This is a genomic window from Candidatus Phytoplasma citri, assembly GCF_002009625.1.
GTDB classification, from domain to species: Bacteria; Bacillota_I; Bacilli_A; order Acholeplasmatales; family Acholeplasmataceae; genus Phytoplasma; species Phytoplasma citri.
This window is the reverse complement of record NZ_MWKN01000001.1, coordinates 1-16,486: the sequence shown is the minus strand read 5'-3', so window position 1 is coordinate 16,486 and position 16,486 is coordinate 1. Positions and strand designations below refer to the sequence as shown.

The following is a 16,486-nucleotide window of genomic DNA, read 5'->3' as shown; positions in this document are numbered from 1 at the left end:
AATAAAAAAATTTAATTAAATAAATAAATTTATTAAATTAATAACCTTTCCAAGGATTTTTATTTATTTATTAACAAAAAAGATGAATATGCTGAAGCACTTAAAAAAAATTGCAAAATTGCTAAAGATAATTGGTCTTAAGGCGCAAAAATTAAAAAAAATCAAATAATTACAAAAAATGATAGAAAAGTTTAAACAAATTGATAAAAAAATGGTTTTTTATTTAATCGATCAATTCCAATTAACTCTAAATTTAACAGGGCGCCAAAGAGGCCTAAATTTCGTGCTATCTAACTAATAGCCAGAGCCGATAAACTCTGAAAGGAGATGGTCGGTCTGATAAACGAAAGAATGTCAGATTACAGCAGACCATAAAAGCGGATTGCGACGAAAGTAAATTAGTCAATAAGATGCTGTGAGGTGTTCCCAAACTTTAGACACTTTTTATTTTTTAAAAACTCTTGAAGACTAACTCTTAAGTTAGTCTTTTTTTTATTTCTAAGACTAAAAAAAATAATTTCCTGTCTTTTCTAAAAATATTTTTAGAAAGGAATTGCATGTTAAGACAAGAATTATTTAAAGAATTTTTAAAAAATAAAAAGAATTTAGCAATACGAGATCAATTAATTGAACTTCATCTACCTTTAGTTAAAAAACTAGTTTATCAATTTAAATATTATCCGCGTTGTTTAACCCGCGCCGATTTAGAACAAGAAGGAATTTTAAGCTTAATGAAAGCCCTCGATAATTACATAGATTTAGGTTATGATTTTTTAGCTTATGCGAAACCCCATCTTCAGAAAGCGATTTCCGAAGCCATTCGAAAAATGACTAAATCGATTACTTTAGTTAGTTGGGTAGATCATTATCATTATCCTTTAACATCGCCCTTATTAACACCGCATCAACACTGGTTAAAACAAGGGCATCATGAACTTTTTTTAAAAAAAATGAAGACGACATTAAGTACAAAGGAATTTAAAATTATTCATTTAAGTTTTGGGATTCCTTTATGTAATATCCATGAAAATTACCAAAGCTGTTATACCAACACCGAAATTGCTAAACAATTCAATTTATCTTTAAAACAAGTCGAAGATATGAAAGCGCAAGCGATTCAGAAATTAAAAAAAAATTATCGAAAGAGCCATAAATGATGTTAAACAAAGTCCAATTAATTGGCTGTTTGAGCCATGATTTAGAAAAACAATATATTAATAGCCATCGCGAACAAATCCCCAAAATTGATTTTCAATTAGCTGTCAATCACAAAGAACAAGCCTAATTTATTCCTTGTGTCGCTTTTCGGAAACTAGCGGAAAACATGAGTCAATATTTACATAAAGGTTCCAAAGTATATGTCGAAGGGAGTTTATCAATCCAAAAATATCAAAATCACCAAGGCCAAACAAGAATAATGACCAAAGTGATTCTCCAAAATGTCATCTTTTTAGATCATAAACCTTTAGACAATTTACCTTTTTAACGATAACTAATTAATAAGTAATCAAAAAATAACTAATTAAGGAGTAAAAAGTGAAAATAAGTTATCCGGTTTTATTAACCATTTCTTATTTATTTTTCATTATGAGTAATATAATGATCTTATTTTTTGATTTGGAATTAGGATTAAAATTTAACGCGACCATTAGCATCTTTGCCGATCTTTGCTTTTTAGGTTATTTATGGCGTCCAGATGAAAATTAATTGGATCGGTTGTAAACAAAAACTTTTACCCCAAATCATTCCCCATTTACCCGAATCATTTAAAACTTATTATGAACCTTTTTTAGGGAGTGGGGTTCTTTATTTTTATTTAAAACCCGCCAAAGCAATTTTAAACGATTACGATCCCGAATTAATCACGCTGTGGCGTCAAAGTTTCCAAAATCCTGATCATTTTGTCCATAAGGTCCAAAAGATAGAAAATTATCTTTACCAACATCGTGACCAAACACAACAAAAACAAGCCTTTAAGCATTTATTAAATCAATATAATCAAAATTCCCGAAAAAGCAAAAAATTAACTAGGTCAGCTATCTTTTATGTTTTAAATAAATACGCTTTTCGGGGGATTACACGTTATGATCGCCACAATAATTTAAAAGCAACTTTTGGTTATAAACCGAAACAAAAAACGCCCATCATTAATTTAAACCAATTAATCGCCTACCAACATCACTTCCAAAAGAACAAACATGGTTTATATTGTAGGGATTTTCGAAAAATCATCGCCTCTAGTCAACAAGGCGATTTTCTTTTTATCAATCCCCCCTATTACTATGAAGGGATGAAAGAAAAAGATTTTTACCAAAAACCATTTTCTTTTACTGATCAGCAACAATTAGCTACGGCGTTACATCAAGCGATCAAAAGGGGTGCCAAATGGTTATATACCAATTACGAAACAACCCCAATTCTTAATTTATTCCCTAACTCTAACCTCATTAAAACCAAAACCACAACCAGTCATTGTCTCACTCAAAAAAACATCCATCAAGAAATCATTATTAAAAATTATATATAAGATTAATAAATAAATAAATAAAAGGAGATTTTTCAAAATGAGCGATGCGTTAACGGAAATTTATCGCGGGACTTATTTTTCACCAAACAAGACCGTTCCTAACAAGAAAAATAACCAAGGAGAACTAATAATGACTAAAAAAGAATTAATTAAAAAAATCGCGGAGGCTCAACAAACCTCCATCACCAAAAATACAGAATTTTACCACACTTTTGAAAAGACTTTAAGCGAAGCAATCACTACTAATGAAGAAGTAGTTTTATCACCTCAAATTGGTAAATTCAAATTAAAATCAAGAAAAGCCCAAATCAGCCGAAACTCTCAAATAGGCCAAAAAATTAAAATTCCTGCTAAAACGGTAGTCACTTTTAAATTATCTAAAACCATTAAAAACCAAGTGAAAGCGTTAATTTTAAAATAACCTCCTTATTTTCTTGCGAAAACCTAAGAAAGGCGGTAATCTATGTCCTTAAACAAAAAAATCTCTTTGAGTTTGCTGGGTTTATTAAGTTCAGGTTTGTTGATTTTATTCATTTTAGGCATCACTCATTCTCATCAACCAACTAAACCCCCAACCTTAACTAACCAACCGTCACCCCCACGCCAACAAGAGATCAACCATCAAATCAAATTAGAACAAGCCAAAATCCAAGAACTTCACCAACAAGATCAAACCTTAAAAACCCAAATTGATGAAAATGTGAAAACTTTAACCGATATTGTTACCAAAATGAAAACTCTCCGAACCGAATTAACTAACAACCCGCAATTACCCCCAAACATGAAAACCCAAAAACACCAACAATTAACCGAACTAAAAACCCAACAACAAAACCAACAAACCTTAATTGATAATTTAATCGCCCAAAGAAAAGCATTAAACCAAAATCAAAAAGCCAAACAAGAAGAATTAGAAAAATTAGCCCAAGCCAAAGCTCAACTCCAAACCTAAGAAAATCTCCAACAACAAATTTTCCGCTTAAACCAAGCCCTTAATTATGTGGAAGCGAATCAAAAAAGAATTGAAGAATTAAAAACGCAACCAGAATATCAAAAAAATCAAACGGAGTTAAAAAATTTCCAGAATTTTCAAATGTTCTTAACGGATCAAAAAATCGCTTTTGAAAAACAAAAGCAAAACTTACAAACGCAATTAAATCATTTACAAGAAAATAAACCACTCTCGCATTTTAAAAAACAAGTGACATTCAAAGATGTTTACGGTATGGAAAGCGAAAAAGAAGAATTAGAAGATTTATTAACTTATTTTCGTACCAACCAATCTTTAATTAACTTCGATCACGTCCGCCCCAAAGGTTATTTACTTTATGGCCCCCCAGGCACAGGCAAAACCTTTTTAATCAAAGCCCTGTGTGGCGAAGCGAATGTGCACTTTATTAATTTAATTCCTGCCAAACTAGATCAAAAATACATTGGGGAAGGCAAAGAAGTTTTAGAAAAAATTTGGCAAGAAGCAGAAAATTATGAGCGTACCATTATCTTTATTGATGAAATTGATGGCTTACCTAATCGCAGTGATCGCAATACTTCTTCGGTGAGCGCCAATATTGTCAATACCCTTTTAGATAAGTTAGATGGCTTTCAGCGCTCAGATAAAAAAATTGTTTTAATGGGAGCCACCAATAATCTTGCGAAAATTGATCCTGCTTTACGTAGTCGTTTTAGTAAAGAAATCTATATTGGACATTTAAAAGATACTGAAATTGAAGGTTATCTAAAACATATTATTGTTCCTTATCAAATTAGTTATCATACTTTCTTAGCTTTAAAAGAGATTGCCCAATTATGCCAAGGAAAAAACTTTTCAAATCGGGATTTAACGACGATCATCGAAGAAGCTTACAAAAAAACCGCTAAATGGCAACAACAAAATCCCCAAACTCATGAAGTGATGTTACCTTCAGACCTCGAAGAAGTTTTAAATTTGAAATTAAAAATAAAACGGGATGCTCAGCAAGTTAAACAAAGAAGAATAGCATGTGAAAACCAATACGCCCAATGGCGTCAAGGCATCTTACAATATTTAGATAACCCAAAAGATGAAACAAAAATTGAATGTTATTATACCTTCCATGGTTTAAATGGCATTAACTATTACCAACGTCGCTATGCTCAAATCCAAGCGGAATTAAATGCTATTAATCAGCAATTAATTAAAATCCACCAAGAAAATAAAATTCCACAATTAGAACAAGAATTAGTCACTTTAAACCAAAAACCTGACAAATACGAACAAACCATTAAGGATAAAAATCAAGAAATCATCGATATTAAAAATAATCTTAAAACTTTTCAAGCTCGTGAAGAAACTTTAAGAAAAGAATTAAAGCTAGTCGAAAATCGTCGTGAACTCCAAAAAGAACCTACTAACTTAGTTTGTTACATCAAAGATCGTCATCCTTTTGACCGCTGGAATAAAGATGGTGATACTTATAAACCATACCACTTTAAACGGATTCGAAACTGCTTCTTTTAATAAAAAAGATGACAGTCAATTATATTTATATGTAAAATTTGAAAAACAACAACACGAAGGTCCAGGTGGCAATTATTTAATCCTTAAATACCAAGGCCCTAAACACTTCTTAGAAGACGACAAGGACTATTATCTTGGCGAGGCTTTTGTTCACGATGATAACTTCGAATTAACCTATTTCCATCTTCACTTTAACCCAAAAAGAAAAACTTTATCCCTTTATCAAGATAAACATCACACTGTATCTCAAAACAATAATAATTAAAAAAATAATAATCCTATGTATAAAATATAATTATGAAAAAAACAAATAGAAAAATTTTACTAATAATTAATTTAATAATTTTAATATTAGGTTTAACTAAAGGTTTTCATAAACCTTTTTATTCTTTATATTTATTTACACGACAAACTATTTTATTAACCAATATTTATTTTGTTATTTTATATTTACCTGTAAAATCTAAAATAAAAAAAAATTTAAGTTTTATTTGTTTAATTGATTGTTTATTACTTTTGTTTTACAATTTTAAAATAGAAAATAAACATCTTTATCATCAAAGAAATTCTTTTGAAATTTTAGTCGCTCATTTAGAACATATATTTTTACCTTTAATATTTTCATATTATTACTTTTTTTTAAACAAAACATCGTTAAAATTAAAACATTTTTATATTGGGTTGATTCATCCTTTTTTATATTGGATATTATGTGTTATTTGGCGCAAATCCCCTTATCAAATTATAGATTTAAATATAAGTTTAAGTAATTTATTATTTTATGGCTTAATTTTGTCATTAATATCTATTGTTTCTTTAATATTAATTAAAATCAAAAATAAAATTATAAAAAAATAATTTAATAATAAACATTTACTATTTTAATTAAAAGATCCTTTTCAGGGTCTTTTTTTTATTTAACACACAAACTTGGAAAGGAAATAAAAACCTATGTTCATTAATAAAATCTTACCAATTTTACCAAATAATCTCCTTTTATTTATCATTACCTTATTGTTGTTATTTCCGCTAACCACCATTTATTATGTGTTTAAATTTTATCTTTTTACCGTTAAATTAAGTATCCGTCACCTCCAAAAAAGGCATCATGGTCCAATTTTACCAATATTTAACCACCAAGCAACCTAATCATCATGTGGCATCTTTTTAATCCTTGGTTAACCAAGATAAACCATCTGCTTCAGCGAATAAGTAGTTCTTTCTTAACTTACCAAAATCAATGGTTAAATTTAGGTTTATTCACAATTATTTTATTATTTCTTCCCCATTTATTATCTTTAATTGATTTTATCCTTAAAGTTTTTTATCACCTTTTGTGTTTCTTTTATTATTTAGGAAAATATCTGTTATTATTATTGAAAAAAATTTTTAAGAAAGAATAATCATAATGTGCATTAAAAACTTAAATCAACGGACCAAATTATGGTACCAACATCGTAAAAAATATATTAACGCTTCCGAAATCGCTTCCATTACAGGATTAGATCCTTTTCGTTCGCGAGAACAGTTGGTCCATGATAAACTCTTTGGTGCCCCTTTTACCGCTAATCAATATACTCTCCATGGGCAAAAAATGGAACCGATCGCCAGAGCGTTTTTCAGCCAAAAAACTAATTTACCTTTTGAAGATGCTATCTTTGTCGATGATCAAGTTCACCTTTTTTCCGCTTCTTTAGATGGTTATAATGAGGACCAACGAGCAGTTTTAGAAATTAAATGTCCTTTTGTGAATGAAAACCAAGCAGTTTCTAGCACTTGGACTAGTTTTTTAACTTACCCTGAGTTAGAAAATATCCCCAAATATTACTGGGCTCAAGTCCAATGCCAACTTTTTTGTTCCCAAGCAAAATTCGTTTACTTTTTAGTTTATTTTCAGGACACTCATTATTATGTGGTGCGGATTTATCAAGAACACACCTTTATCACGAAAATGATTCAAGATAGTCAAAAATATTTAGCCCTTTTAAACAACACTAAACAAGAATTAGCTCAAACCACTTATTTAAAACAATTAAGTAAAATCAAATAATTAATTAATATTTTGAGACCTTCATCAAGAAGGTCTTTTTTTATGCCTAAAATTGACTTTAAAGGAGAAACTATAATGAAATTAATTGTTTTTGAAGGCTTAGATGGGAGTGGCAAAACAACGCTGATTCAAGCGCTTTTTCAGCAATTAACTCCTTGTCCTCAAGTTTATCAAGGATTAGGCAGTAGCACGATTGGTAAGGAAATTAGAGATTTATTTTTAAATTTTCCCCAAGTAGATTATCTCACCCGTTTTTATTTAAGTTTGGCCAATATGGCTCAAATTCAAGCGGAATTATTTAACAACCACCCATTAATTATCTGCGATCGTTGGTTACCATCTACCTATGCTTACCAATTATTTCCTTTTTCCGAGGAAAAGCGACAACTTTTACCATTAAAAAAGATCTTTCAGATCCATCATGAAACTATCTTAAGCAAACCTGATTTATTAATTTATTTAGATATTGATCCTAGCAGGGGTTTAAAAAGAAAACAAAGCCAACCCCACCACCAAAGTGATTTCATCGAACAAAAAACCGTTAACTTATTTTCAAACCGTTCGTCAAGGATACCAACATTATCTTACTCATTATACTAGGGGCATGAAAAAATTAATCTTAAACGGAAATGATCCCATGCTAGCAAATATCAAAAAAATTATGAAATATTTAGGAGCAAATAATGGCTATTATCACTAAGAAAAAATGTCAAAATGGTAATTTATATATCTATTATAGCAACGGCAAAATTAAAACCATCAAACCTGATGGCACTGTCACTTGGAAAACCAAAAAAATTAAGAATAAAAGACCTTAAAAGGTCTTTTTTTATTGAGAAAGGAAAAAAATCCATGAAGCCATTCACTAATTTAGCTTTTGAACAGATTAAAGTTTTTAAGCCGCAATCTTTATGTGTTCAAATCACAAAACTGATCATCAATCCCACTCTCTTCAATCATCCTTTTCACGAATATATGGTCCAACATCATCATTTCTTAAATCAATATTTCATCAATCACCACTACAACTCCCAAAGTCAAAAAGTAATTCGCGGTAAAATAAATGAATATCTTATTTTATTCTATTTTCAACACCAAGGAATTAGCAATTTATATCCTCAAGCTTATTTATTCTTTATTCCTGATATTAAATTTGATTTAGTGTTATTTACGAAAACCAAACGAATTATCGCGTTTAATTTTAAAACTTGTTTACGGGACCGTTATAAACAAGCCGTAGTCGAAGCCCAACAACTCAAAAAACTCGATACGCGTTTTGAATTTTATTTATTAACTAATAATACGGTAGAAGCCCAAAGATTAAACAAGAAAATTAACCAAGGGAAAATCCTCGGGATTAATCAAGTCATTAACTTATTTTCTCCGCGTGCTAATCACTTCTTACACACTTTAAGGATAAACCAATTTATTCCTTTTCCCGATATTAATATCATTAAAAAAGCCAAAAGGAGTTAAGTGGCCATGTTAACCAATGAACAAAAAGCCCTAAAACAAATTATCACCTATCTAAACCAAAACAAAAGGGAACAATTACAGTTTTATTTTGATCTAATTGATCCCCAATGGTTTTGCGAGCCTCAACATCGTCAAATATTTCAAGCCTTAAAATATTTAACTTTAGAAAAAACCTCTCTCCCCCCAGTGGATCAAAGCCCATCCTCCGCTGCGCTCCTTCCCCAATTACTAACTTATCTCCAAACCCATTTTCCTCAAGATCATTTTACTAACACATCTTTAGCTTTTTTAAATGATGATCTTTGCCAAGAAAATAACTTAGATTGCTTAACTAACTTAAAACATACTTATACCCAAGAAAAACTCTTCCAACAACTCTTAAAAATAATTAAACCTACTTTTGATCATCCCGATCCTTATCATCGCCATCTCTACTACCAAGAAATTTTCGCTAAATTAAGAAAATTTATGGCTTGGATTCCCCACCAGTCCGACCAAACCTTATTCACAATCCCCCAAATGGCTACCGTTCATCCTGAATTTTTTAAAACTGATCGTCAAGCCCAAGAAATGATCCGCGCCGAATATTATCGTTTATCCGAAAACTTCCGTGGTTTAAATCAAACCACTAACGGCTTTAAAAAAGGCCAAGTGATTACGATTGGCGGTTATACGGGTTTAGGGAAAACTAGTTTTGTTTACCATCTACTCTTAGATATTTCCCAAACTAAGTGGCAAGAAACGAATCATTACCCCCATATCTTGGTTTTTTCTTATGAAATGACTTTAGCGGAAAATTTAAGTCGTTTATTAGCGAACTTAACCCAAATCCCCCTCGAAGTTATTTTCGCCAAAAACTGGGAAGAAACAGGAATTTCTCCTGCCCTTTACACGGAAAGGATGAAAATAGTTCAACCCTTCTTGAACAATCTGAAGATTACTTTTAGCTATGATCGTACCAAAAACATTGATTATGTCCTGGATTTAGTTTATCGGCACCATTTAGAACAACAAATAGAAATTGTGGTGATTGATCATCTCCAAATTGCCAAAGCAACTCATCATTTAGAAAATGATCGTCTGGCCATTGACGAAATTATGACGAAATTAAAAAAACTGGCTGTGGAATTAAAGATCGTCGTTATTATTCTCTCCCAATTTTCTCGCGATACTTACCATAATTATTCAGGAAAATCCCCTGCGATTACCGCTTTAAAAGGGAGTGGCGGCATTGAAACCAATTCCGATCTGGTCTTAATGATGGCGGAATTCCAACCGAAATTAAGTAAAACCCGCGAAAAGCCTTTTAATATTTATAATTGTGATTGCCAACAATTATATGCCACAGCGCGTGGTCATGAATCCCAAAAAATCATTGAATTAGCCATTAAAAAGAATCGGAGTGGCGCCAAAAAAGACTTGCTTTATCATTTTGAAATGACTACCCAAACCTTTCAAGAAATCGGTTATGTTTTACCTTATGCTGAAGATGATGATGAAGATGATTAAAAAGAGGAAAAGATGATTGAAAACCAAATAAAAGGAGATGATAAAATCACCATTTTTGATGTTGCCAATTATATTATTAAAACAAATAAAAGTAAAATCACCAATATGAAATTACAAAAACTGGTTTATTATACATATGCTAAATATTTAGTTGAAAATAATCAACCAATTTTTAAGGAGCCAATCGAAGCCTGGCTTCACGGCCCTGTTTTCCCTCATTTATATAACGAATTCAAACATTATACTTATAACCCATTTCTCACGGAACTAAAAAAGGAGAAGAAAAACATTTAACTCAGGCACATTGTGTGTTAATGGATAGAATAATAAAATTATATGGCCAAAAAAAGATCCTAGTTTATCTAATTTGGCACATCAAGAAACTCCTTTTGGCGAATGGCTTGGGATAATAACGAAGATTGGTCTAAAAATGTTATGAAAGACGAAATAATAAAAAAATATTTTACGAAAAATTTCAAAAAAATAAAGTAATCTTAGGGGGTTTCCAAGCTAAATTTCGTTATTCTTTTGTTAAAAAATATTCTCCTTATCAATCAATTCCAGCAAAGACTCTCAAATGAGAGTCTTTTTTTATACCCATTCCCATAGCCACTTTCCAGGGGCTTTTTTGTTTTTAAACAACGATATATATATGATGAGGAGCCAAATCCATGAATTATCAAGAACAAATTTAATACATTCAAAGCCACTTTCCGATGATTGTTTTGTTAAAAAAATTAAAAATTTTACCTCAAAACTTTAATATTAACCACCGTTTCCCTTGTCCCCTTCATCAAGGCCAAAATCCCACTTGTTGCCATTTCACTTCCACTAACAAAATTCATTGTTGAAAATGTGGGAAAGATTATGATATTGTTGATGTTTATCTGGCGCTGAGAGGAAGCAAAAACTTTTCACAAGCCCTCATTAGAATTAATAACTTTATGAAAACTCAAGAATTTAAAACTTTAGTACACCAAGAAAAATCAATAACGAAAACTACTACTAATCCTTGGCAACAACCATCTCCTCCTTTGAAACCAAAACAACCAGTTGACGAACAAAAAATTAATGTTAAAAAGCAACAATTATTTCAAGAAATTTCACCTTTATTCAACCAAATTCGTGATCATTATCATTATTTGTTAACTGCTAATCGCAATAACGAAAGTCAACTAGGATTAACTTATTTAACTCAAAAACGAAAATTAACTCTAGAAACTATTAAAGAATTTAAACTAGGTTATGCCCCGTTATCTGATAAACCCTTATCTTTCCGCTTCCTCAATTACTGTCAAAAGCAAAAGATTAATCTGGATCAATTATTAGAATATGGCTTGATCAAAGCCAAAACTAGTCGCCAAGGGAAAAAATATGTTCACGATACTTTTCATGGTTCGATCATTATCCCCATTGAAAATGGTTATCAGCAAACCTTTCATTTTTATCAAAACCATTTCCGCGAAGTTTCTTACTTTCAACCCAAATATCAAGCTTTAACTAATTTTAGTCAAACTCCCACTTTTCATTTCAGTTATCGTTTTTTCGCAGCGTTACCAGATATTAAAAAAACGAAAATCCTTATTATTCATGAAGGTTTTTTTGATGTGATAAGTTGTTGGCAAAACAATATTAAAAACGTGGTTGGTCTCATTTGTGTCGCCCAATTACTTTCCCAATCCCAACTAGAAATTATTAAAAAAGAAAAGTTTAAAGTGATTATTGCCTTAGATAATGACGAAACAGGCCAAAAACGGAGTGAAGTTTTGGGCGAACAACTAACTTCCCAACAAATTCCTTATAAAATCCGAAGAATTTTGCCCCCTTACGACCGAACTTGTAAAGATGTTGATGATTTATTAAGACAATTCGGAAAACAAGCTTATCAAAAATGTTTTTTAGACCCTTACCTCACTTATGAAGAGGCGAAAAAGAATAACCTAACCGATTTAGCGATTCGTTATTTTGGCGAAGACCGCGTCATTATTAAAAATTAAATCTAGGACAAAAAAAAGAACGCACTATAACTGTTTGTCAAGAAACTAGCTTATATTATTTAAAAAAATTAAATTAGTAGTAAAAAATTTAAACCCCAAGGAGACAAAAGATGAAAAATAACACCCATCAAGAAATTAGCATGGGGGGGAGAAATAACCAAACCACTCCCAATGATTAACCCCCGTTAAAAACTTGTTAATCAGCTTAAAAAACCGATTTAATTAATCTCACCATTGTTGCCCATTCCAAAAAGAAAAATACTTATCAAGAGGCGAATTATCGTCCGCGAAATCAAACCCTTTTTGTGGATTCCCGCATATTAGAAGAAATTAAATAATTAAAAATTGCCTTAATTAAAGATAATTTATCTGCTAGTAATAGTAAACTATTACTTACGGATTTAACCCCGCTTAAAAGCCATAATAATCGCCTTCAAAACCACTATCCCCTTTTCCAAATCAATTATCAAAATGAAAAGAAAAATCAGATCAAAACATTAATTGGCAAAATCGATGTTTCTAAATTAGTAACTTTACAATTATATCCTCTAGATCCGAATAAGTTAGATAAATATCATAAACCTATCAAAACTAACTATAAAAAGGGTTTAAATATTATTTATTATCGTCAAGAAGATTTAAAATTTATCCAATCTTTTTTGACTAAAGCTCCACAAGGTTATCGGGTGAAAAAGTTACGTCCTGATTATAAAAGATATTTAAAAAAAGAAAAATCATAAAATTAACTCATCATTTTATCATCATTCACTCATCATTTTATCATCATTCACTCATCATTTTATCATTATTTGCCTTTTTAAATAACCTAGTTAAACATTAGCTTCTTGAAGGAGGGATACTTTATATTTTATATCGATAATGATACTCGATATTTGATATTATCGCATCATCATTCTTAATCATTATTGTTATCGATATCATAAAATCGATATCATAAAATCCTTGCGTAAGAAAATAATTTGGTTCTTTTAATTATATTAATTTTAAATTTATTTAAATTTTTAAAAAATGGCCTAACCAAGGTTAGTGTGTTTGTATATTGACTAAAATAGTGCTAAAACGCTATTTATTAAAATTATAAAATCTTTACATATAACAATTAAAGTAAGTAATGATTTAATAAAAGAAATAAAATGAATATAAGCGGTTTTGTTTAGATGATTAATATTAGTGGGAATATTTTTATCTCTTAAGCCATAAAACCTATAATTTTTAAACCATATAAAATATAAAGGAATTAAAAAATTAACAAAAATCCCATATAAACTCCAAAAAAATAATACTATTTCAATAAATTTAATAAAATTATTCATGATCAATTAACTCCTTTTTATAAAATTTTTACCTAGTATTAATAACGATTAGGAATTGTTTTTGTACTAGACAAAAACATAATTATTTATTTTATTATCATAAATATATTTAATAAAAAAGCAATTTTGATTGTTCATAAATAATTATTTATTTAGTTTGATTAATTAATCTTAGTCTTAAGTTGAGATTTTTTTTCTTGATAATTTTGTAAATAATGAAGGGGACTTTGATAATTAAGTTTCTTGATAGGCCATTTGTGATTATAAAAACTTTTAAAAGTTTGAATTTTTTTTATTATTTCCCCAAAAGAATAGTGATACCAATCTCCATAACGACTTTTAAACCACCCTTTTAAATTACTAAACCAGGATTCGATCGGGGCATTATCATTGGGACAACCAGGGCGGGACATACTAATTAAAAAGCCTTTTTGTTGTAAAGTTTGTTGCCAAATGCGACTACTATAACTACCACCCCGATCCGAATGAATAATACAAGGTTTATTTAGCGAAGGTAAAACTTAAAAGTCGCTTTAATTAACTTTAAATTAGGTTTTAAACTAGTTTTTAAACTTAAAATCTCTTGATGATAACCATCTAAAATAACTGAAACCCATAATAATCCTTGGGTTGTTGGGAAACAAGTTAAATCGGTATAAAGTTTGGTCAAAGGTTTATCGGTAACAAAATGGTTTTTGATTAAATTAGGTTGATAAGCGACATGTTGGTGAAAAATTTGGTTTTTCGTATGCGGACGTCGCCATTTCATTAATCAATTATTAGTTTTCATAATTTTTAAAATTATTTTATGATTGACAATTTCTTGAAAAAATTCTCGATATAAAACCGTAATTTTGCGATAACCACAAGCATAATGATACTTTGGACATAATAACCCCACTCTTTTAGTAATTAATTGGTAACGATGTTGACGTTTTTGTTGAGCTTTTTGACTTTTCCGCCAATAATAATAAAGATGCCTTTTGATTTTTAAAAGATTTAAAATCTGGGTAATCGTTAAAGTTTGGCGGTAAACTTTGACTAAAAGTAACATTATTTTTGATAAATCGGGGCGTTGATAAAGAATGATTGTTTGTAATAATTCAATTTGTTTCGGGATTAACATGCGCAACTTTTTTCCTTTATTTAAGATAGTGCCATTTTACCATCCTTATCGGAAATAAATGAGCTAAAATGAAAAAATAATTTATTTTAGAGGCGATTTTTTTCTTTTTTTTGGTTAACTAATAAGTGAGGAGGTAAAATAATTTTGGTTTTTGTCTTGAGTAACTTTTATTGGATATTTAACTTTCTACAAATAGCGCAGTTCCAAAAAGTTTGGTTCACGAGAAAAGCTGAGATATTTCCGACTTAAATAGTGATTGAGATGATTATTAATATTCTTAAAAGTTGTCACAAAATATGGGTTCAGTGCGTCCTTTCGACCGTTGGAATAAAGAAGCCATTACTTATGATATGACCACAGCCAATGGATTTAAATTTTCTCTTTTTGATAAAGAAGTTGACAGTCAATTATATTTATATGTAAAATTTGAAAAACAACTCAACGAAGGCCCAGGAGGTAATTACTTAATCATTAAATACAAAGGCTCTAAATGCTTCTTAGACGAAGACAAAGACTATTACCTTGGCCGCGCATGGTTGGAAAATTCAGAATTTAAAAACGAAATTTTCCATCTCCACTTCAACCCTGTCCGTAAAACTTTATCTCTTTACCAAGGTAAACACAATAACGACAAAGCCCGAGAAGCCGCATATAATAAAAGAACCAGCAATGACTGGTGATAAAAAAAGAATAAAAATAAAAGGAGTTTTAATTAATGATTAAATTACAAAATCAATTTAAAATAATAGGTTTTTACTTATTTGTTTTATTAGGATTGTTATTAATAACTAATAATCATAAAATTATGGGAATGGGTAATAATAATTCATCAAATGAACTTAATGAATTAAACGAAAAATTAAATAAATTATTAGAAGAACAAGAACAAAATATAGCTAAAATTATAAATATTGAATATCATGAAGAAATAATGTTAGAATCTTTTAATAATAAAATTCGTTTAAATCATGAAGCTATTAATGAAGTTAAAGGACGTATTCATACTTTAACCGAAAGAAACATAATTGATGAACAAATGAATAATTTTATTGATAAACGTAACGATACAATTATTCAAATATTAAATTCTAACGGTAATGTTCAAATTCAAACTATTTTAGAACTTATACATCTAAATAGACAAGTCGGTTGTTTAAATAGAAGAGAACAAAGATTAAATAATTTTTTAAAAATTTATCAAAAAGATAACCAAAATAATGCATCTACTAGTTATTAATAATTAATAAAATCATCTAAAGAATAATTTAATATAAACATTTACTATTTTAATCAAGACCCTTCAGGGTCTTTTTTTATTTAACAACAACACAAACTTAGAAAGGAAACAAAAAAACTATGTTAATAAAAAAAATCTTTTCATCTTTACCTAGTAATTTCATCTTTTTCATCATTACTTTGCTTTCGTTTATTCCCGTTATCATCATTTATTATGTCATTAAATTCTATCTTTTCACTGTTAAACTAAGTATTCACCAATTAAAACAAGGAATAGTGGTTCAATTTTACCAATATTTAACAACGAAGAAACCAAATCATCATGTGGAATTTAATTAATACTTGGCTAACTAAGTTAAATAATGTTCTTAATATTATCAGCCATTATTTCTTCACTTATCAAAATCAATGGTTAAACTTAGGTTTATTAATGATTATTTTACTATTTCTTCCTCATCTTTTATATTTAATTGATTTTCTTTTTAAATGTCTTTATCACCTTTTTTGTTTCTTTTATTATTTAGGAAAATATCTTTTATTATTATTAAAGAAAATATTTAAGAAAGAATAATTATGATGCGCATCAAAAACTTAAATCAAAGTACCAAATTATGGTATCAACACCGAAGAAAATATATTAACGCTTCCGAAATCGCTTCCATTACAGGATTAGATCCCTTTCGTCCCCTGGAACAATTAGTTCGTGATAAACTGACTAAAGCTCCACAAGGTTA

20 protein-coding genes and 4 pseudogenes are annotated in these 16,486 nt (G+C 29.7%); 20 read left to right on the top strand and 4 right to left on the bottom strand.

Annotated features, from left to right (window positions below; genetic code table 11):
* Window positions 1-286: 286 nt before the first annotated feature.
* Window positions 287-430 (bottom strand): hypothetical protein, encoded by a 144-nt coding sequence (locus tag B2G44_RS02290; RefSeq protein ID WP_180372448.1) that lies wholly within the window; start codon window positions 428-430, stop codon window positions 287-289.
* A 127-nt stretch (window positions 431-557) separates the two neighbouring features.
* Between B2G44_RS02290 and B2G44_RS00115 the strand changes: the two genes are divergently transcribed.
* The 17 genes and pseudogenes from B2G44_RS00115 to B2G44_RS02390 all read left to right on the top strand — a co-directional run bounded on the left by B2G44_RS00115 (window position 558) and on the right by B2G44_RS02390 (window position 12,796).
* Complete coding sequence (locus B2G44_RS00115) at window positions 558-1,157, top strand: sigma-70 family RNA polymerase sigma factor (RefSeq protein WP_078122844.1); 600 nt, start codon at window positions 558-560, stop codon at window positions 1,155-1,157.
* A pseudogene (locus B2G44_RS00110) lies at window positions 1,157-1,486 on the top strand (single-stranded DNA-binding protein). The gene B2G44_RS00115 and the pseudogene B2G44_RS00110 overlap by 1 nt, the downstream one beginning before the upstream one ends.
* Before the next feature lie 50 nt (window positions 1,487-1,536).
* On the top strand, window positions 1,537-1,707 hold the full coding sequence (locus B2G44_RS02285) for a hypothetical protein (protein WP_180372447.1): 171 nt from the start codon (window positions 1,537-1,539) through the stop codon (window positions 1,705-1,707).
* Complete coding sequence (locus tag B2G44_RS00105; protein WP_078122843.1) at window positions 1,697-2,527, top strand: DNA adenine methylase; 831 nt, start codon at window positions 1,697-1,699, stop codon at window positions 2,525-2,527. Before B2G44_RS02285 ends, B2G44_RS00105 begins: the two co-directional genes overlap by 11 nt.
* Window positions 2,528-2,657: 130 nt before the next feature.
* Window positions 2,658-2,948, top strand: coding sequence for an HU family DNA-binding protein (locus B2G44_RS00100; RefSeq protein ID WP_078122842.1), 291 nt, complete (start codon window positions 2,658-2,660; stop codon window positions 2,946-2,948).
* A gap of 42 nt (window positions 2,949-2,990) precedes the next feature.
* Window positions 2,991-3,479 carry a hypothetical protein gene (locus B2G44_RS02405; protein WP_257616342.1) on the top strand — a complete coding sequence of 163 codons (489 nt, stop codon included), beginning with the start codon at window positions 2,991-2,993 and terminating at the stop codon, window positions 3,477-3,479.
* A 48-nt stretch (window positions 3,480-3,527) separates the two neighbouring features.
* Window positions 3,528-5,024, top strand: a complete 1,497-nt coding sequence (locus B2G44_RS00095) for an AAA family ATPase (protein WP_257616341.1) — start codon at window positions 3,528-3,530, stop codon at window positions 5,022-5,024.
* The gene (locus B2G44_RS02400) at window positions 4,969-5,289 is read left to right on the top strand and encodes a hypothetical protein (protein ID WP_257616339.1); all 321 of its coding nucleotides are present in this window, start codon (window positions 4,969-4,971) and stop codon (window positions 5,287-5,289) included. Before B2G44_RS00095 ends, B2G44_RS02400 begins: the two co-directional genes overlap by 56 nt.
* A 32-nt stretch (window positions 5,290-5,321) precedes the next feature.
* Window positions 5,322-5,882: a hypothetical protein gene (locus B2G44_RS00090; RefSeq protein WP_004994619.1), complete on the top strand. Its 561-nt coding sequence runs from the start codon at window positions 5,322-5,324 to the stop codon at window positions 5,880-5,882.
* Window positions 5,883-6,432: 550 nt separating this feature from the next.
* The gene (locus B2G44_RS00080; RefSeq protein ID WP_078122840.1) at window positions 6,433-7,074 is read left to right on the top strand and encodes a YqaJ viral recombinase family nuclease; all 642 of its coding nucleotides are present in this window, start codon (window positions 6,433-6,435) and stop codon (window positions 7,072-7,074) included.
* Between the two features lie 75 nt (window positions 7,075-7,149).
* Window positions 7,150-7,674: a dTMP kinase gene (locus B2G44_RS00075; protein ID WP_078122839.1), complete on the top strand. Its 525-nt coding sequence runs from the start codon at window positions 7,150-7,152 to the stop codon at window positions 7,672-7,674.
* Between the two features lie 83 nt (window positions 7,675-7,757).
* Window positions 7,758-7,892: a hypothetical protein gene (locus tag B2G44_RS02395; protein ID WP_257616338.1), complete on the top strand. Its 135-nt coding sequence runs from the start codon at window positions 7,758-7,760 to the stop codon at window positions 7,890-7,892.
* 34 nt (window positions 7,893-7,926) lie between these two features.
* On the top strand, window positions 7,927-8,550 hold the full coding sequence (locus B2G44_RS00070; protein WP_078122838.1) for a hypothetical protein: 624 nt from the start codon (window positions 7,927-7,929) through the stop codon (window positions 8,548-8,550).
* 6 nt (window positions 8,551-8,556) lie between these two features.
* Window positions 8,557-10,059: a DnaB-like helicase C-terminal domain-containing protein gene (locus tag B2G44_RS00065; RefSeq protein WP_078122837.1), complete on the top strand. Its 1,503-nt coding sequence runs from the start codon at window positions 8,557-8,559 to the stop codon at window positions 10,057-10,059.
* A gap of 12 nt (window positions 10,060-10,071) precedes the next feature.
* Window positions 10,072-10,353 carry a Panacea domain-containing protein gene (locus B2G44_RS00060; RefSeq protein ID WP_078122836.1) on the top strand — a complete coding sequence of 94 codons (282 nt, stop codon included), beginning with the start codon at window positions 10,072-10,074 and terminating at the stop codon, window positions 10,351-10,353.
* Between the two features lie 422 nt (window positions 10,354-10,775).
* Window positions 10,776-12,056 (top strand): annotated as a pseudogene (locus tag B2G44_RS00055) (toprim domain-containing protein).
* Between the two features lie 110 nt (window positions 12,057-12,166).
* Window positions 12,167-12,796 (top strand): annotated as a pseudogene (locus tag B2G44_RS02390) (phase variable surface lipoprotein).
* Window positions 12,797-13,551: 755 nt separating this feature from the next.
* On the opposite strand, the gene B2G44_RS00040 reads toward B2G44_RS02390, so the two are convergent.
* The 3 genes from B2G44_RS00040 to B2G44_RS00030 all read right to left on the bottom strand — a co-directional run bounded on the left by B2G44_RS00040 (window position 13,552) and on the right by B2G44_RS00030 (window position 14,516).
* Window positions 13,552-13,803, bottom strand: a complete 252-nt coding sequence (locus tag B2G44_RS00040) for an integrase core domain-containing protein (RefSeq protein ID WP_180372446.1) — start codon at window positions 13,801-13,803, stop codon at window positions 13,552-13,554.
* A 92-nt stretch (window positions 13,804-13,895) separates the two neighbouring features.
* Complete coding sequence (locus B2G44_RS00035; RefSeq protein ID WP_078122833.1) at window positions 13,896-14,159, bottom strand: hypothetical protein; 264 nt, start codon at window positions 14,157-14,159, stop codon at window positions 13,896-13,898.
* A gap of 3 nt (window positions 14,160-14,162) precedes the next feature.
* Entirely contained in the window at window positions 14,163-14,516 is a 354-nt protein-coding gene (locus tag B2G44_RS00030; protein ID WP_078122832.1) for a hypothetical protein, read from the bottom strand.
* A 284-nt stretch (window positions 14,517-14,800) separates the two neighbouring features.
* On the opposite strand from B2G44_RS00030, the gene B2G44_RS00025 reads away from it, so the two are divergent.
* The 3 genes and pseudogenes from B2G44_RS00025 to B2G44_RS02385 form a co-directional block, all read left to right on the top strand.
* Window positions 14,801-15,196, top strand: a complete 396-nt coding sequence (locus tag B2G44_RS00025; RefSeq protein ID WP_180372445.1) for a hypothetical protein — start codon at window positions 14,801-14,803, stop codon at window positions 15,194-15,196.
* A gap of 35 nt (window positions 15,197-15,231) precedes the next feature.
* A complete protein-coding gene (locus B2G44_RS00020; protein WP_078122830.1) occupies window positions 15,232-15,753 on the top strand; it encodes an SVM family protein in 522 nt (173 codons plus the stop codon).
* Window positions 15,754-16,328: 575 nt separating this feature from the next.
* Window positions 16,329-16,486, top strand: a pseudogene (locus B2G44_RS02385) (endonuclease); the annotation flags it as partial.

Excerpts from the sequence above, each read along its gene's own strand:
- B2G44_RS00080 (WP_078122840.1), top strand. The coding sequence starts at position 6,433 with ATGTGCATTAAAAACTTAAATCAACGGACCAAATTATGGTACCAACAT.
- B2G44_RS00035 (WP_078122833.1), bottom strand. The coding sequence starts at position 14,159 with ATGAAATGGCGACGTCCGCATACGAAAAACCAAATTTTTCACCAACAT.
- B2G44_RS00065 (WP_078122837.1), top strand. The coding sequence starts at position 8,557 with ATGTTAACCAATGAACAAAAAGCCCTAAAACAAATTATCACCTATCTA.
- B2G44_RS00115 (WP_078122844.1), top strand. The coding sequence starts at position 558 with ATGTTAAGACAAGAATTATTTAAAGAATTTTTAAAAAATAAAAAGAAT.
- B2G44_RS02395 (WP_257616338.1), top strand. The coding sequence starts at position 7,758 with ATGGCTATTATCACTAAGAAAAAATGTCAAAATGGTAATTTATATATC.
- B2G44_RS00030 (WP_078122832.1), bottom strand. The coding sequence starts at position 14,516 with ATGTTAATCCCGAAACAAATTGAATTATTACAAACAATCATTCTTTAT.
- B2G44_RS02400 (WP_257616339.1), top strand. The coding sequence starts at position 4,969 with ATGGTGATACTTATAAACCATACCACTTTAAACGGATTCGAAACTGCT.
- B2G44_RS00105 (WP_078122843.1), top strand. The coding sequence starts at position 1,697 with ATGAAAATTAATTGGATCGGTTGTAAACAAAAACTTTTACCCCAAATC.
- B2G44_RS00100 (WP_078122842.1), top strand. The coding sequence starts at position 2,658 with ATGACTAAAAAAGAATTAATTAAAAAAATCGCGGAGGCTCAACAAACC.
- B2G44_RS00090 (WP_004994619.1), top strand. The coding sequence starts at position 5,322 with ATGAAAAAAACAAATAGAAAAATTTTACTAATAATTAATTTAATAATT.
- B2G44_RS00070 (WP_078122838.1), top strand. The coding sequence starts at position 7,927 with ATGAAGCCATTCACTAATTTAGCTTTTGAACAGATTAAAGTTTTTAAG.
- B2G44_RS00075 (WP_078122839.1), top strand. The coding sequence starts at position 7,150 with ATGAAATTAATTGTTTTTGAAGGCTTAGATGGGAGTGGCAAAACAACG.
- B2G44_RS00020 (WP_078122830.1), top strand. The coding sequence starts at position 15,232 with ATGATTAAATTACAAAATCAATTTAAAATAATAGGTTTTTACTTATTT.
- B2G44_RS02405 (WP_257616342.1), top strand. The coding sequence starts at position 2,991 with ATGTCCTTAAACAAAAAAATCTCTTTGAGTTTGCTGGGTTTATTAAGT.
- B2G44_RS00060 (WP_078122836.1), top strand. The coding sequence starts at position 10,072 with ATGATTGAAAACCAAATAAAAGGAGATGATAAAATCACCATTTTTGAT.
- B2G44_RS00040 (WP_180372446.1), bottom strand. The coding sequence starts at position 13,803 with ATGTCCCGCCCTGGTTGTCCCAATGATAATGCCCCGATCGAATCCTGG.